General features: G+C 71.3%; 17 protein-coding genes. 8 read left to right on the top strand and 9 right to left on the bottom strand.

The features are described 5' to 3' along the window. The first annotated feature begins 98 nt into the window (after nucleotides 1–98). Nucleotides 99–1,478 (top strand): type I glutamate--ammonia ligase, encoded by a 1,380-nt coding sequence (glnA, locus tag Hbl1158_RS01995; protein WP_234298409.1) that lies wholly within the window; start codon nucleotides 99–101, stop codon nucleotides 1,476–1,478. A 119-nt stretch (nucleotides 1,479–1,597) separates the two neighbouring features. On the opposite strand, the gene Hbl1158_RS02000 is transcribed toward glnA, so the two are convergent. The 5 genes from Hbl1158_RS02000 to Hbl1158_RS02015 form a co-directional block, all read right to left on the bottom strand. Next, entirely contained in the window at nucleotides 1,598–2,755 is a 1,158-nt protein-coding gene (locus Hbl1158_RS02000; RefSeq protein WP_234298410.1) for a phosphatase PAP2 family protein, read from the bottom strand. Nucleotides 2,756–2,767: 12 nt separating this feature from the next. Beyond that, nucleotides 2,768–3,196 carry a hypothetical protein gene (locus Hbl1158_RS17265; protein WP_321169943.1) on the bottom strand — a complete coding sequence of 143 codons (429 nt, stop codon included), beginning with the start codon at nucleotides 3,194–3,196 and terminating at the stop codon, nucleotides 2,768–2,770. Then, nucleotides 3,193–4,179, bottom strand: a complete 987-nt coding sequence (locus tag Hbl1158_RS17270; RefSeq protein ID WP_321169944.1) for a YihY/virulence factor BrkB family protein — start codon at nucleotides 4,177–4,179, stop codon at nucleotides 3,193–3,195. The genes Hbl1158_RS17265 and Hbl1158_RS17270 overlap by 4 nt, the downstream gene beginning before the upstream one ends. A gap of 113 nt (nucleotides 4,180–4,292) precedes the next feature. After that, nucleotides 4,293–5,108 (bottom strand): YihY/virulence factor BrkB family protein, encoded by an 816-nt coding sequence (locus Hbl1158_RS02010; RefSeq protein ID WP_234298411.1) that lies wholly within the window; start codon nucleotides 5,106–5,108, stop codon nucleotides 4,293–4,295. A 111-nt stretch (nucleotides 5,109–5,219) separates the two neighbouring features. Then, nucleotides 5,220–6,335, bottom strand: a complete 1,116-nt coding sequence (locus Hbl1158_RS02015; RefSeq protein WP_234298412.1) for a tRNA (guanine(26)-N(2))-dimethyltransferase — start codon at nucleotides 6,333–6,335, stop codon at nucleotides 5,220–5,222. A gap of 232 nt (nucleotides 6,336–6,567) precedes the next feature. Here Hbl1158_RS02015 and Hbl1158_RS02020 point away from each other — a divergent pair, with 232 nt between their 5' ends. After that, on the top strand, nucleotides 6,568–6,921 hold the full coding sequence (locus Hbl1158_RS02020) for a hypothetical protein (RefSeq protein ID WP_234299448.1): 354 nt from the start codon (nucleotides 6,568–6,570) through the stop codon (nucleotides 6,919–6,921). A gap of 236 nt (nucleotides 6,922–7,157) precedes the next feature. Here Hbl1158_RS02020 and Hbl1158_RS02025 read toward each other — a convergent pair whose 3' ends face one another. Continuing rightward, nucleotides 7,158–7,844, bottom strand: a complete 687-nt coding sequence (locus Hbl1158_RS02025) for a hypothetical protein (RefSeq protein ID WP_234298413.1) — start codon at nucleotides 7,842–7,844, stop codon at nucleotides 7,158–7,160. A 194-nt stretch (nucleotides 7,845–8,038) separates the two neighbouring features. Here Hbl1158_RS02025 and Hbl1158_RS02030 point away from each other — a divergent pair, with 194 nt between their 5' ends. The 3 genes from Hbl1158_RS02030 to Hbl1158_RS02040 all read left to right on the top strand — a co-directional run bounded on the left by Hbl1158_RS02030 (nucleotide 8,039) and on the right by Hbl1158_RS02040 (nucleotide 9,901). Continuing rightward, on the top strand, nucleotides 8,039–8,500 hold the full coding sequence (locus Hbl1158_RS02030; protein WP_234298414.1) for a TRAM domain-containing protein: 462 nt from the start codon (nucleotides 8,039–8,041) through the stop codon (nucleotides 8,498–8,500). A gap of 75 nt (nucleotides 8,501–8,575) precedes the next feature. Then, nucleotides 8,576–9,052, top strand: coding sequence for a Tfx family DNA-binding protein (locus Hbl1158_RS02035; RefSeq protein ID WP_234298415.1), 477 nt, complete (start codon nucleotides 8,576–8,578; stop codon nucleotides 9,050–9,052). Between the two features lie 66 nt (nucleotides 9,053–9,118). Then, complete coding sequence (locus Hbl1158_RS02040; RefSeq protein ID WP_234298416.1) at nucleotides 9,119–9,901, top strand: SDR family oxidoreductase; 783 nt, start codon at nucleotides 9,119–9,121, stop codon at nucleotides 9,899–9,901. Between the two features lie 58 nt (nucleotides 9,902–9,959). On the opposite strand, the gene Hbl1158_RS02045 is transcribed toward Hbl1158_RS02040, so the two are convergent. Next, complete coding sequence (locus Hbl1158_RS02045) at nucleotides 9,960–11,021, bottom strand: sugar phosphate nucleotidyltransferase (RefSeq protein ID WP_234298417.1); 1,062 nt, start codon at nucleotides 11,019–11,021, stop codon at nucleotides 9,960–9,962. A 31-nt stretch (nucleotides 11,022–11,052) separates the two neighbouring features. Continuing rightward, nucleotides 11,053–11,346, bottom strand: coding sequence for a hypothetical protein (locus tag Hbl1158_RS02050; protein ID WP_234299449.1), 294 nt, complete (start codon nucleotides 11,344–11,346; stop codon nucleotides 11,053–11,055). Between the two features lie 232 nt (nucleotides 11,347–11,578). Between Hbl1158_RS02050 and Hbl1158_RS02055 the strand changes: the two genes are divergently transcribed. The 3 genes from Hbl1158_RS02055 (at nucleotide 11,579) to Hbl1158_RS02065 (ending at nucleotide 13,628) form a co-directional block, all read left to right on the top strand. Beyond that, complete coding sequence (locus Hbl1158_RS02055) at nucleotides 11,579–12,517, top strand: replication factor A (protein ID WP_234298418.1); 939 nt, start codon at nucleotides 11,579–11,581, stop codon at nucleotides 12,515–12,517. Beyond that, nucleotides 12,517–13,116, top strand: a complete 600-nt coding sequence (locus Hbl1158_RS02060; protein ID WP_234298419.1) for an RPA family protein — start codon at nucleotides 12,517–12,519, stop codon at nucleotides 13,114–13,116. The genes Hbl1158_RS02055 and Hbl1158_RS02060 overlap by 1 nt, the downstream gene beginning before the upstream one ends. A 98-nt stretch (nucleotides 13,117–13,214) precedes the next feature. After that, complete coding sequence (locus Hbl1158_RS02065) at nucleotides 13,215–13,628, top strand: ribbon-helix-helix protein, CopG family (RefSeq protein WP_234298420.1); 414 nt, start codon at nucleotides 13,215–13,217, stop codon at nucleotides 13,626–13,628. Between the two features lie 46 nt (nucleotides 13,629–13,674). Here Hbl1158_RS02065 and Hbl1158_RS02070 read toward each other — a convergent pair whose 3' ends face one another. Beyond that, entirely contained in the window at nucleotides 13,675–13,950 is a 276-nt protein-coding gene (locus Hbl1158_RS02070; RefSeq protein ID WP_234298421.1) for a HalOD1 output domain-containing protein, read from the bottom strand. Nucleotides 13,951–14,089 lie beyond the last annotated feature (139 nt).

Raw genomic sequence — 14,089 nt, forward strand, 5'->3', positions numbered from 1 at the left:
GAATTTGACGATTGTCCAGTAGCAAGTCGTCGAAGGGGAAATTGCGCCGACCGTCAACTCCTATATACCGGGAGTGTATGTGGACAAACGCCTACAACATGACGGACGCAAATACCAAACCGGACGGCGGTCTCACCGCCGTCGAGCAGGACGTCATCGACGAGATCGACGAGAAGGGGATCGACTTCCTCCGCCTCCAGTTCACCGACATTATCGGGACCGTAAAGAACGTCTCCGTACCCGCGAGCCAGGCCGAGAAGGCGTTCACCGAGGGGATCTACTTCGACGGCTCCTCGATCAACGGCTTCGTCCGGATCCAGGAGTCGGACATGCGCCTCAAGCCCGACCCCGAGACGTTCTCGGTGCTCCCGTGGCGGACTCGTCCGGGCGAGGAGGGCGGCGCGGCACGCCTCATCTGTGACGTGATCGACACGTCGACGGGCGAGCCGTTCGAGGGCGACCCCCGCCGCGTGCTGAAGAACGCGCTCGATCGCGCCGAGGAGATGGGATACGAGGTCAACGCCGCGCCCGAACCGGAGTTCTTCCTGTTCGAGGAGGACGAGGACGGCCGCGCGACGACCGACACCGGCGACCACGGCGGCTACTTCGACCTCGCGCCGAAGGACCTCGCGAGCGACGTGCGCCGCGACATCATCTACGGCCTGGAAGACATGGGCTTCGAGATCGAGGCCTCCCACCACGAGGTCGCCCGGGGCCAACACGAGATCAACTTCGAGTACGACGACGCGCTCTCGACGGCCGACAACGTCGCGACGTTCCGCACCGTTGTCCGGGCGATCGCCGCCCAGCACGATCTCCACGCGACGTTCATGCCCAAGCCGATCCCGAAGATCAACGGCTCGGGGATGCACACCCACATCTCGCTGTTCACCGAGGACGGCGAGAACGCCTTCCACGACGAGGACGACGAGTTCGACCTCTCGGAGACGGCCAAGCAGTTCACCGCGGGCATTCTCGACCACGCCGAGGCGCTCGCGGCCGTGACGAACCCGACGGTGAACTCCTACAAGCGGCTCGTCCCCGGCTACGAGGCACCCGTCTACGTCGCCTGGTCCGACCGCAACCGCTCGGCGCTCATCCGCAAGCCGGCCGCGCGCGTGCCGGCCGCCTCCCGCATCGAGGCGCGCTTCCCCGACCCGTCGTGTAACCCGTATCTCGCGTTCGCGGCGCTCATCCACGCCGGCCTCGACGGCATCGAACGCGGCCTCGACTGCGACGACCCCGTCCGCGAGAACATCTACGAGTTCGACGAGGCCAAGCGCGAGGAGTACGGCATCACCACGCTGCCGTCGAACCTCGGCGAGGCGCTCGACGCGCTGGAGGAGGACGAGGTCGTGCTCGACGCGCTGGGCGGACACGTCTCCGAGAAGTTCGTCGAGGCGAAGTCGGCCGAGTACGACGACTACCGCGTCGACGTCTCCGACTGGGAGCTGGACCGCTACCTCGAGACGTTCTGATCGGCCGGCGAGCACCGCTTCGAGGTATTTTCTTTTTCGCCGTCGCGACGCTCCGTCTGCGAGACGGTGAGCCGTCGCCGCGTGGTCCTCGGGTTCGGGACCGGTACCGAGTCGGCCGGCTACTCGACGCGCCCGGTCGCGTCCGCGTCGCGCTCGGAGCCCTCCCCGGAGGAGGCCTCCGTCTCGGCTCCCGCGTCCGCCTCAGCTCCTGCATCCGTCTCAGCTCCTGCATCCGTCTCAGCTCCTGCATCCGTCTCAGTCTCCGCTTCCGCGATCAGTTCGGACACGTCGTCCCCGTCGTTCGCCTCGCCGTCCGGCGTCTCGCCTGCTCCCCGGCGAACTCGGTCGACGACCGTCGGCCACGCGACGATGAGCGCGACGGCGGCGAACGACAGCGGCGCGACCGCGAGCAGTCGGTACGGCGTCGTGTCGGGCACGACGCCGAAGACGTACGGGAGCCCCGCCGTGGTGACGCCGTACGCGCCGCCGAACAGCGCGAGGATGCCGACGAGCCCGGCGGCGACGCCGACGCCGCCGACGGGCGCTGACTCCGTGCCGCGGAGCCGCCAGACGGCGTAGCCGCCGAACCCGCCGCCGGCGGCGATCCCGGCTTCCAGCACCTCGCCGCCGTGGCCGCCGGCGGCCGCGACCGCGCACGCGACGACGCCGAGCACGCCGGCGAGGAAGAACGCCCGGTCCGGGTGGGGGCGAAAGCCCGAGCGTGCGACCCGCTGGAACGCGACCAGGCCGACGACGCCGACGGCGACGCCGACGGCGACGTCGGCGAGGTAGTGGACGCCGAGCACGACCCGGGTGGTCGCGACGACTCCCACGAACGCGGCCGCGGCGCGGAGGCGGTCGCGTCGCCGTCCCACGTCGAGGAACGTCGCGAGCCCGCCGTACACCATCGTCGAGGCGACCGCGTGGCCCGAGGGGAACCCGAAGCCGTCGCCGGTGGCGGCGTCGACGAACGCGAGTTCGAGCAGGCCCGGGAGCCACGCCGGCGCGGTCGCCTCGGCGGCACCCGGGGGTCGCGGGAGCGCGAACAGGCTCTTGAGGCCGACCACGATCGCGAGCGCGCCCAGCGCGACGGCGATGAGGGTCGCCCCCACTCTGCGGGGATTGGCCGCCAGCCGGCGGTCGCCGAGCCAGTAGAGCAGCGCCAGGCCGAGGTAGACGAACCAGGCGTCGCCGAGTTGCGTGAGGACGGCGGCGGCGGCGACCAGCCAGTCGGGGACCGCCGCCGTCGACCCGGCGAGGAATCCGCGTGCGAGCATGGACGGATCACCTCACCGCCGGTCCCGGACGGCGTCGATCGCCTTGCCGGGTACCTCGACGACGTTCAGTCCGACGCCCACGAGCACGAACAGCGTGTACAGCCCGAGCGTCGAGAGAAACGACACGACCATCGCGCCGATCGCGAACCACCCGTCGAGCCAGCGGAACGCCCCGAGCACCATCACCGTGCCGTACAGGAGCACGAGGTACGGCCCCCAGCCGCGAGCGTGACCGCGGCGCATCCGCGAGCGGACGTAGCGTTTCAGCTCCGCCTCCAGAGTCGGCTTCTTCACCGTCCGGTCGTCGATGGCGTCGAGGTCGGCGCGCAACTCGGCGACGCGCTCGTCCAGGTCCTCGATGTCGGGCGCGGGACGGCCGTCGTCCTCGGCGTCCGCGTCGGTCCCGTCGGGACCGTCCGGGCCGGTGGGATCGCCGCTCATTCGTCCCTTCGCACGCGTGTCCGTCCCTTTATCCTGCCGGTCTCCTCCGTCGATCTCCCGTCGGCTTCCCGGTCGGTGTCGTCGCCCGCGCCGGCGACGGTTCCGGGTCCGGTTGCGTCGCCGCCGTCCGGATCGTCGCTGCCCGCACCACCGTCCGCGTCGCCGACGCGCCCCTCCGCGGCGACGGCGTTGACGACGGCCCCGACGAGCACGAGCGTCGCCCCGAAGTAGAGGAACGTCACCAACAGCAGCACCGCCCCGACCGCGCCGTAGAGCGCGGTGCCGCCGTCGCCGCCGCTCTGGAGGCCGACGTACGCCTGGAACGCGGCCTGAAGCACCGTCCAGCCGACGCCGGCGAAGACGGCTCCGGGGAGTATCTCGGGGACTGAGACGGGCACGTCGGGGAACACGTAGTACATCGGGAGGAACGCGACCGTGAGCACGAGCGGGAGCGCGAGGACGCCGGCGACGGCGGCGACGCCGCCCACGTCGAGGGCGGCGACGGCCGCCCCCAGCCCCACCATCGCGAGGAGGCTCGCGCCGATACTGGCGGTGACGACGACGGAGTCGACCAGTTGATCGACGATGTCGGCGGTGTCGTCGATGCCGTACACCTTCGAGAAGGCGATGTCGAGCCCTCGGAACACTTTGAGCGCCCCCCACAGCGTCAACGGGAGGCTGACGAGCGTCGCCGACCCGCGCCCGCCGCCGTCGACGAGCGCGTCGACGAGCACGGCCTGCCCAGTCTCGGTGAGCACGCCGGCGCTGGCGGCGATCAGGGCGTCCGCGAGCTGTTGGCCGCCGACGGTGACGGCGACGACCAGCGCCAGCACGGCCGCCGGCAGCAACGAGACGAACCCGTAGTAGGCGACGCCGGCGGCGAGGAACGTCACGTCCTGGTCGCTCGTCCGGGCGGCGACCCGCCGGCCGAACGCGACCGCTGCGCGCGCGCGGCCCCCCTCGCCGGTCGATTCGGTGTGCACGCGGTGTTGTACTCGCGTCGGCGAGAAAAGCCCACGGGGGCGTTCCCGTCGGCGGCGAGCCGTCCGCGGGAACGCCGCCGCCGCCGGGACCCGAGGCTCCCGGGATCCGAGGCTCAGGCCCGCCCGGCGAGCACGGCGTTGGCGGCCGCGCCTACGAGCACGAGCACGTTCGCGGCGTAGAACCAGGTGACGAGCACGAGCAGTCCGCCGAGCGCGCCGTAGATCCCCAGAGCGGCCGGGTCGGCGGCGTACACGCCGAATCCCGCGCCGGCGACGGTCCACCCGCAGGCGGCGATCAGCGTCCCGGGGAGCACCTCCCTCCGGCCCACCTCGGCGGTCGGAAGCGCGTAGAACAGCGGGAACAGCGCGACCGCCGAGAGGAGGAAGACGACCGCGGGCACGGCGACGCGCGCGATCGATTCGTTGGCGTACAGCGACAGCGCGCCCGCAGCCAGCAGCATCGCGAGGGTCGCGAGCGCCCCGACGCCGAACGCGAAGACGGCGTCGCCCGTCCGTCCGAGGACCCGACGCTCGTCGCCGCCGTACACCGCCGCGAACGCCCGGTCGTAGCCGCGGAACAGCTGGACGACCGAGAAACACACCAGCCCGGCGGCGACGGCGATGATCCCCCGCCGACGGGCCACGTCGCTCATCGCCCCACGGAGGAACTCTCGTCCCCGCGGCGTGAGCAGGTCGCCGCCGGCGGTGACGGCCCCGCGAGCCAGCCCGCCGCCGCCGGCCTCGTACAGCACCGCGAACGCGAGGACGACCACCGGGAGCGTCGCGACGATGCTGTAGTACGCGAGGCTCCCCGCGACGAACGTCGCGTCGGCCCGACGGGCGGTCCGGGCGACCGCGACCGCGCCGGCGACGACGCCGCGGGTGGGCGTCTCGCCCGACGGGTCACGGGTGTCGCGGTCGCGGCTCACTCCTCCCGGTTCGCCCTCGCCCGCTAAGAACTCGGCGGTCGATCCGGGGCCGTCGCGGTCGCTGTCGCGGTGGCGGTGACGGGCGTCGTCGCCGAGCCGGCCGACGGCCCCTCAGGCGAGATCGGCCGTCGCCTCTCGCATCTCGGCGACGGAGGCGTCGCTCTTGAACGCGGTCCCGGAGTAGTGGGCCCGCGAGGCCGCGAACCCGGCCTCTCGGAGCGTCGCGACGAACTCCTCCATCCCGACGGCCGGGCGGCCCCACAGCTTGCACAGCCGGTGTTGGTCGTAGTGAGTCGGGGTGTCGAGCTCCCGGGCGACCGTCGCGAGCAGGTCGCGGGCGCGATCGGCCTCGCCCATGTCGTCGGTCACCTCGCGTTCGACGCGCTCGGCGAAGGCGGCGTCGGCGACCGGACCGAGCCAGATCGGCCCCGCGGTGACGACCCGGCTCGACCCGCAGTACTGGCAGGCGTCGGGCGCGTCCGGGATCCGGCCGGACTCGTGGTCGCGCTCGAGGCAGTCCTGACAGTGGTGGACGAACCCAAGCGACTCCAGGGTCGCGTTCGCCTCGGTCGCGTTCGCGTCGAGTTCGAGGTACGTCCGCGCGTAGTGGCGCGAGACGTGCGAGCAGACGGGGACGGCGGCCTTGTCGCGGGCGGCGGCGCGGCGGACGAGCGCGCCGATCAGCACCCGAAGCCCCATCTCGGGGTGGTATTCGGTGTTTCGCGGCACCGTGTCGTACCGGCGGACGCCCGACTCGAAGTGCGCGCCACACAGGGGAGCGGTGTCGGTCGCGGTGACGCACAGGAGGTTCCGGGTGCCGGCGACGGCGGCGTCGGCGAACGGCATCGGCGATCCGTACGGGTCGACGTCGACCACGTCGAAGTACCCCTCGTGGAGCAGGGCGTTCGCGTCGCGCTGGAGTGCCGTCCCGCCGTACGGATCGAGGTTCCGCGCCGCGAGCGCGACGGCGTCGTCGTCCACGTCCGCGCAGGTCACGTCGTACCCCTCGGCGGCCGCGCGGGTGCCGCGGACGCCCGAGGCGGCCATGGCGTCGAGGTACGTCTCCACGCGCGGCTCGCGCTCGGCGTACGCGCGCAGCGCCGCGACCGTGATGTCGCGGTTCAGCTCCATCTCGGGGTTGTAGAACACGGCGTCCGCACGCCCCTCGCTCGCGCCGTCGCGGGCGTCCTCGACCTCGACGCGGACGCCGCCTTCTGTGACCTCCATCCTTGGTCGACGTGGACGCCCCGGCGGATTAAACGGCGCGGGATCCGCGTCGCGGTCCCGCGCTCGATCCGTCGCTTCCGAAGGGTTTTGCCCCGCCCCCGACAACGGGAGCGACGTGACACCCGGCGATGGCGGTCCGGACCCCGCCGACACGGACGCGGACGGGACGCCCGAGGTCGAAGCGGACGCAGACGGCACACCCGAGACCGAAACGGACGCGGTCGCCGCCGATATCGCCGACAGCCCCGCGGACGACTGGCGCGCCGCCCTCGCCGCGGCCGGGGAGCTCCGCCCGCCGGTCGTCGCCGCGATCATCGAGCGCCACGGCGACCGCGGCCGCCGCGCGATCGAGGCGGTCGCGGAGGGTCGCGTGAAGCGCTACCGCGATTTCACAGTCGTCGTCGGCCACCGGAGCGAACACGTCGTCGAGGACGAGGGCTGCGACTGTCGGGACGCCACGTACAACCTCGACACGTCCGATCCCGACGAGCGCTGCTGGCACGCGCTCGCCGTCGACATCGCCGAGCGCGTGGGTCGAGTCGACGAACACGACATGTGGTACTCGGACGTGGCCGAGTTTCTGTGATCGACTCCGGCGCGGTATCGGAACGTCGACTCGACGGAACACCCGACAGTCGCTCGACGGCCGTCGGTCCGAGGGTTCATATGCGATTCCGGGACCAGCCCCGTCGATGCGACGCTGACGACCGCCGCCGGGGGCACGGCGGGTGCGCGGTCCACCCCTCGGCGCGATCGCGGGACGGTCCAACCGCTCTCGCAGCCGGATCGCCTGTCAGCCACACCGGATAGCGTCGACGCCGCTCACTCGAACGACGCCGTCTCGACGGTGAGCCCGTAGTAGACGGCGGGTGCGAGCGCCACCGCGACCGCCGAGAGCACGACCGCCGTCGACATCGAATCCGCCAGCAGCGCCGCGAACAGGACGACGACGCCGAGAACGACGCCGCCGGCGACCGCGCCGAGTCGCGCGTCGACGGTCGCGCGAAATCCGGCGACTCGCGCGGTCAGCGCCCCGGCGAGCCACACCAACAGCGCCGCGGCCGCGCCGAACGGCGTCCCGGCGAGCAGACCCGCGAGCAACAGCGCCGCCCCGACGACGCCGGCGACGAGGAGCACCGGCCGCACGTCGGGAAGCGAGTCGCGGGGCGCGTACACCACGGCGTAGGACCACGCCGGCACAGCGGCGGCGACGCAGAGGAACGCCCCGCGCAGCGACGCGACCGCGAGGTCGAGGTCGGCGGTCGCCACGGCGTCCGCAAGGAGCACGAGGCCGACGAGCGTGCCGGCGACGCCGACCGCTCGCGGCGGGAGTACGGTCGTCGGGTCCTCGTCGTGGTACGTCGCGTACGCCGCGAACGGATACAGCAGGCCGACGCCCGTGAGCAGCGACCGCGTCACGTCGCCAGTCGCCCACAGCGCGAACGCGCCGATCGGGACCGACAACAGCAGACCGGTGACGAGCGCGAGCTCCGGGGCGCGGCGGTTCACGAGTGGGGTACGGGCGGACACCGCAAAAGCCCCTCGGGGGCGGCAGTCCGCCGCGGACTGTCGGACCGACGGACCCTCTCGACGACGGTTCCGAGGACCGTCGAAGACGGGGCGGCACGGTACCGCTGGCGGCCGTCGTCGCCCGCGGGGGCATAGACGGAAGCGTTTAGACGGTGCCGGAGGAATCTCTCCGCATGGCGGACTGTCCACTCGCCGACGATTGTCCCCGGTTCTCCGAGCGGATCCAGGGAATGGGGTGTCAACACTACGGCGACCGCGGCGGCGCGGAGTGGTGCAACGACTACGACATGCCGATCTCGGACCTGAAACAGCAGCCGGTGAAGCCGGGCGAGGAGGTCGTCGTCGAGGTCGACGACATCCACGAGAGCGGTGCCGGGGTCGGCCGCACCGACGACGGCTTCATCGTGATGGTCGACGGTCTGCTCCCGCCGGCCCGAGCCGTCGTCCGGATCGACCGCGTGAAACAGAGCCACGCGAAGGCGAAACGCGTCGTCGAGCGACTCCCCGACGATCCGGACGGGGAAGACGGAGAGAACGGGGAGGACGCCGACGGCGAGGGACACGAGCGAGACGACGAGACGGAAGCGAAGCGGGGCGAACGGCTCGGCTCCCGCGACAACTTCTGGGGCGCGTAACGCCGACCCCTGCCCGGGGTCGCGGATGGACAGTCCGTACTATGCTTTTTGTGTTCCCGGAGCGCACTAGCCACCATGGCCAACGAAGGGGTCGACGCGGTCGACATCGACGACCTGCTCGACCGTGCCGGTTTCGACGCCGACCGCAGCGTCCTCACCAGACGACAGGCCGAGGTGCTCGCCCTCCGCGAGCGCGGGGTCCGACAGGCCGACATCGCGGATCTGCTCGGCACCTCCCGCGCGAACGTCTCCAGCGTCGAGTCGTCCGCCCGCGACAACATCGAGAAGGCCCGCGAGACGGTCGCGTTCGCGGAGGCGCTTTCGGCACCCGTGCGCATCGAGATCGCCGCTGGGACGGACCTCTACGACGTTCCCGACCGGGTGTACGACGCCTGCGACGACGCCGAGGTGAAGGTGAACCACACCGCCCCGGACCTGATGAAGCTCGTGAGCGACGAGGCCGGCGACGCCGTACAGGGCAGAGAGGTCGTCGCTGCCATCCTCGTCGGAATCACGAGCACCGGGGCCGTCCGCGTCAGGCGCTCCGAGTAGTCTCGCGGTCCCCGCAGTCGTCTCCGACGGCGCGGGTTTTTGTACGGCTCGCACGGATCCGCCGGTATGGACCTGCGACTCGATGGCGACACGGCGCTGGTGACGGCAAGTTCGAGCGGGCTCGGCCTCGCCTCGGCGGCGTCGCTGGCGGCCGAGGGCGCGAACGTGGTGATCTGCGGCCGGACTCCGGAGCGCCTGGAGGAGGCCGAGGCGGTGCTGTCGGACGAACCGGGCGAGGCGCTCGCGGTCGAGGCCGACATCACCGACCGCGCGGAGGTGACGGCGCTCGTGGAGGCGACCGTCGAGGAGTTCGGTGGTCTCGACCACGTCGTCACGAGCGCCGGGGGCGTCCCGCCGGGCACCTTCGACGAGACGACCGACGACCAGTGGTACGGCGCGTTCGACACCCTCGTCATGAGCGCCGTCTGGACGCTCCGGGAGGCGCGCCCCCACCTCGCCGACAGCGACGCCGGGACTGTGACGTGTATCACCTCCACCTCGGTCCGGGAGGCCATCGACGGGCTGGTGCTGTCGAACGCCGTCCGTCGGACTGTGATCGGCCTCGTGAAGACCGTCTCCCGGGAGTGGGCCCCCGACGTGCGCGCGAACGCCGTGCTCCCGGGCGCACACGAGACCGCCCGCATCGAGGAGCTCGTCGAGGACGCGCTCGAGCGCGGCGAGTACGACAGCTACGAGGAGGGCGTCGCCGACTGGGCCAGCGACATCCCGCTTGACCGAATCGGCGACCCCCGGGAACTGGGCGACGCGGTCGCGTTCCTCGCCTCCGAGCGCGCGTCGTTCGTCAACGGCGCGGCCCTGCCTGTCGACGGCGGACGGCTGCGGTCGTAGTCGCGGTCGCCGTCGCTGTCTCGGTCACGGTCGTCGGGGCACGCGCCGTCTGCTCCGTTCAGAAGCGTCCGGTCGCCTTCAGCCGGTCGACCGCGTCGCGGACGCGCTGTGCCTCCCCGGTCGGCACGACCAGGACCCGGTCGTCGTAGGCGACGACGCACAGTCCCTCCACGCCCACGAGCGAGACGTGCTTCTCGTCGCCGGCGACGACGTTGTCCGCGGCGTCGACGGCCAGCGCCTCCGCGTCGCCGGCGACGACGTTGCCGTCGGCGTCCGCCCGGTCGTCGGCGTCGAGCACGCGCTCCAACGCGTCCCACGCCCCGAGGTCGTCCCACGCGAAGTCGGCCGGGACGACCGCCGCGCGGTCGGCGCGCTCCATCACCGCGTAGTCGATGCTGACCGGGTCGACGGCGTCGAAGCCCGCCACCGGGTTCGGATCCGGGGAGTCGAGTTCCCCGACGAGCGGTCCCAGCGGGGTGTCCCGCGCCTGGTCGAACAGCGCGGCGGGGGTCCACGCGAAGATCCCCGCGTTCCAGTAGTAGCCGGCGTCGACGTACTCGGCGGCCGTCTCCCCGTCGGGCTTCTCGTGGAAGGCGGCGAGGTCGCGGTAGTCGACCGCGGAGCCGTCGCTGCTGTGCTCCTCGCCGGGTTCGACGTAGCCGTAGCCCGTCGCCGGTCGCGTCGGCTCGACGCCGAAGGCGACGAGGCGGTCGGTTTCGGCGGCGACGCGCGCGCCGCGTTCCATCGTCGCCTCGAAGGCGTCGCCGTCGGGGACGTGGTGGTCCGCGGGGAGGACGACGACCACGGGGTCGCCGTCGACGGCGTCGCGAGCGCGGTGAGTCGCGTACACGATCGCCGGGCCGGTGTCCTTGCCGGCCGGCTCGACGACGACCTCGGCGTCGGGGGCGTGGTCGGGGACCTCGTCGGCGAACTCCGGCCGGGTGGCGACGAGCGTCGCGTCCGCGAAGCCCGTCCGGGCGGCCGTGCGGGCGAGGAGGCTCCGGTCGTCGTCGGAGTCGCCCAGCGCGAGGAACTGCTTCGGGCGGTCGCTGCGGGAGGCGGGGTACAGCCGCGAGCCGGTGCCGCCGGCGAGGATCACGGCGACGACGGGTCGGTCCATGTCGGCCTCCTCGCGCGCGGCAGGCAAAACGTTACCAGGTCTGGATACGCCCCTCCCGCACGTCCTCTGCACACCCCTCACAGTCCGGGTGTTCCTCCTCGAAACAGGCGGGCTCGCCGTCGGCGTTCACGGCGACGCGGCGCTTCTCAGCGTGGCGGCGACAGACGATCCGGGCGCGGTCCTCGGCGTCCGTGGGGAGGTCGAAGTCGTCGGCGTGGTTCTCCCCCCACTCGCGCCCCTCGCGGTAGGCGCGCCTGCTGCGCGCGTACTCGCGACCGGCCTTGCGCGCCTGCTGGTGGAGCACCCGGCGGAGCCTGTCGCCCAGTCCCATACCGACCACTCCGTGCGCGCCGACTATCAGTCCGTTGCCGTCGACGCCGGCCAGTCCGTTGCGGCTGACGCCGGCCCAACCGATGGACGACCGCGTCGGCTCCGTCGGCGACGATCCGTCGCCGTCTCGCGGCTTCACTTCCACCGCGGTCACGGAATACTAAATAGGATCGCGAACCAACCGTCGTACGCCTCCCACCGAACACATACCCGGAGGCGAGAGAACCATGGCAGACCTGCAAACCCACGCGGAAGAGATACACGAGCAGTTTTCAGACCATCTGGACCTCACAGTCGAGGAGATCGAGGAGCGCCTCGCCTCGCTGGTGAACGAGTACAGCGTCCCGGTCGACGAGGCGCGCCGCAGCGTCGTGAACTCCTACCTCGACGAGGCGGGGATCGAGCGCGACGAGATCGGCTCCGGCGGGGCCGAGCAGGCGCTCGTCGGCGACATCGACGAGGACGAACAGTGGGTCGACCTTCGCGTGACGGTGGCCGACCTGTGGGACCCCAACCACGATTCCATCGCACAGGTGGGTCTCCTCGGCGACGAGTCGGGCACGATCAAGTTCGTCTCCTTCTCCACGAGCGAGCTGGAGGAGTTAGAGGAGGGCGCGAGCTACGCCCTCTCGAACGTCGTCACCGACGAGTACCAGGGCAACTACTCGGTGAAGCTGAACCGAACGACCACGATCACCGAACTGGACGAGGAGATCGAGGTCGGCGACGACAGCGACGAGGTCGAGGGCGCGCTGGTGGACATCCAGTCGGGCTCGGGCCTCATCAAGCGCTGTCCCGAGGACGACTGCACGCGCGTGCTACAGAACGGTCGCTGCAGCGAGCACGGCCAGGTCGACGGCGAGTTCGACCTCCGCATCAAGGCGGTGCTCGACGACGGCGACGCCGTCCAGGAGGTCATCTTCAACGAGGAGGCCACCGCGGAACTCACCGGTATCGGTCTGGCGGAGGCCAAGGAGATGGCCCAGGACGCCCTCGACACGACCGTCGTGGGCGAGGAGATGGCCGACATGATCGTCGGTCGCTACTACCGCGTCCGCGGCCCGACGCTGGGGCGGTACGTCCTCGCCGACGAGTTCGAGGAACTGTCCGGAGTCGACGACGCCGTCGACGCCGAATCGCTGCTGATCCGCGCGAGGTCCCTGTAATGAGCCAGTCAGTCCCCACCCGAGAGGTCGCACGCCGCGTGTTCGCGAGCGAGTACAACGACGCCAGCTACACGTTCAAGGAGTCCGACGACGAGCGGGCCCCCCTGTACCTGCTCCTTCCGACGGGCGAGCGCGCCAACCGCGTGTTCATCGTCGGTACCCTCACCGAGAAGGAGGACGTCGGCGAGGACAGCGAGTACTGGCGCGGGCGCATCGTCGACCCGACGGGGACGTTCTTCACGTACGCCGGGCAGTACCAGCCGGAGGCCGCAAGCGCCTTGCGGGAGTTGGAGCCGCCCGCCTACGTCGCCGTCGTCGGCAAGCCCCGCACCTACGAGACGGACGACGGCAGCGTGAACGTCTCCGTCCGACCGGAGTCGATCACGACCGTCGACGCCGCCACGCGCGACCGCTGGGTCGGCGAGACGGCCGCGCGCACCCTCGACCGGATCGAGGCGTTCGACGACGAGGGCAACGAGTACGCGCGGATGGCCCGCGAGCAGTACGACCTGCCCGTCGAGGAGTACCGCGACGCCGCGGTCGCCGCCCTGCAGTCGCTCGACGACGCCGACGAACTCGAAGGCGAAGCGCCCGCGTAACCGGACGCCCTCCCGCTCCGATTTTCCCGCGACCACCGATCGCGCCGTGCGAACGTCTGACGAACGGTTAAGTGACAGCGCGAGCGAGTAGGCGGCAAATGGGCAGTAAGAACAAGACGGTCTCCTTTCGCGTCAACGAGGACGCCTTCGAGGCGCTGCGCGAGATCGCCGACGAGCGAGACCTGTCGCTGTCGGCGGTGTTTCGCGACTACGTGGACACCCTCGTCGCCCACGACGGACAGGTCGAGGTCGTTCCCGAACACCGCGTCGAGGAGACCGACGCCGACGGCGAGTCGTTCCCGCCGACCGTCGAGGTACCCAAGAGCTTCGTCCGCGAGCACGAGCGCCTGGAGTTGGAGGCGGAACACCTCCGCGAGCAGTTGGACGAGTACAAGGCGTTCGTCACCTACCTGCAGGACAAACTCGAGGCGGCTGACGACGGCGAAGACGTGGTGTTTCTGGAGGAGTTAGACGGCGACCGCGACGACGACGAGCCGTACCAGCTCGGCTAGCTTCCGGCTTCCGGCCGCCGGACGGTTGCCCGCCCGCGCCCCTCTGTTACTCGGCCGCGTCGACTCCCGTTACCGCGCCGTCACCGCGGACGGTCACGCGGTACCCGTGGAACTCGAACCGTACGACCGACTCCGGCGAACCGCTCTCGACGACCCGGTCGAGCGCCTCTGGGTCGACGGCGTCGTAGAGCCGGGAGTCGAGCGCCGCGGGCTCGACCCCCTCCGCGGCGGCGACGCCGTCGACGACTCGTTCGCTCGCGGGACGACCGGCGGCCGGTCGGTCGTCGCCGCCTCGCCGTCCCATCGTGTCGCTGTTCGACATGACTCCGGATACGGGGAGAGATACGGTAAAAGCCGAGCCTTACAAATCAGGATTAAGCGGGGGTAAGCCGTCGGAGCCGGTGGATCTCGTCGGTAGCCGGTCGCTACCACGTCGATCCCGAGCCGTACGGCGACGGTGA

This window comes from Halobaculum sp. CBA1158, assembly GCF_021431925.1.
Lineage (GTDB): Archaea > Halobacteriota > Halobacteria > Halobacteriales > Haloferacaceae > Halobaculum.

Excerpts from the sequence above, each read along its gene's own strand:
- Hbl1158_RS02045 (WP_234298417.1), bottom strand. The coding sequence starts at position 11,021 with ATGGACCGACCCGTCGTCGCCGTGATCCTCGCCGGCGGCACCGGCTCG.
- Hbl1158_RS02065 (WP_234298420.1), top strand. The coding sequence starts at position 13,215 with ATGGGCAGTAAGAACAAGACGGTCTCCTTTCGCGTCAACGAGGACGCC.
- Hbl1158_RS02015 (WP_234298412.1), bottom strand. The coding sequence starts at position 6,335 with ATGGAGGTCACAGAAGGCGGCGTCCGCGTCGAGGTCGAGGACGCCCGC.
- Hbl1158_RS02035 (WP_234298415.1), top strand. The coding sequence starts at position 8,576 with ATGGCCAACGAAGGGGTCGACGCGGTCGACATCGACGACCTGCTCGAC.
- Hbl1158_RS02055 (WP_234298418.1), top strand. The coding sequence starts at position 11,579 with ATGGCAGACCTGCAAACCCACGCGGAAGAGATACACGAGCAGTTTTCA.
- Hbl1158_RS02040 (WP_234298416.1), top strand. The coding sequence starts at position 9,119 with ATGGACCTGCGACTCGATGGCGACACGGCGCTGGTGACGGCAAGTTCG.
- Hbl1158_RS02070 (WP_234298421.1), bottom strand. The coding sequence starts at position 13,950 with ATGTCGAACAGCGACACGATGGGACGGCGAGGCGGCGACGACCGACCG.
- glnA (WP_234298409.1), top strand. The coding sequence starts at position 99 with ATGACGGACGCAAATACCAAACCGGACGGCGGTCTCACCGCCGTCGAG.
- Hbl1158_RS02000 (WP_234298410.1), bottom strand. The coding sequence starts at position 2,755 with ATGCTCGCACGCGGATTCCTCGCCGGGTCGACGGCGGCGGTCCCCGAC.
- Hbl1158_RS02060 (WP_234298419.1), top strand. The coding sequence starts at position 12,517 with ATGAGCCAGTCAGTCCCCACCCGAGAGGTCGCACGCCGCGTGTTCGCG.
- Hbl1158_RS17265 (WP_321169943.1), bottom strand. The coding sequence starts at position 3,196 with ATGAGCGGCGATCCCACCGGCCCGGACGGTCCCGACGGGACCGACGCG.
- Hbl1158_RS02030 (WP_234298414.1), top strand. The coding sequence starts at position 8,039 with ATGGCGGACTGTCCACTCGCCGACGATTGTCCCCGGTTCTCCGAGCGG.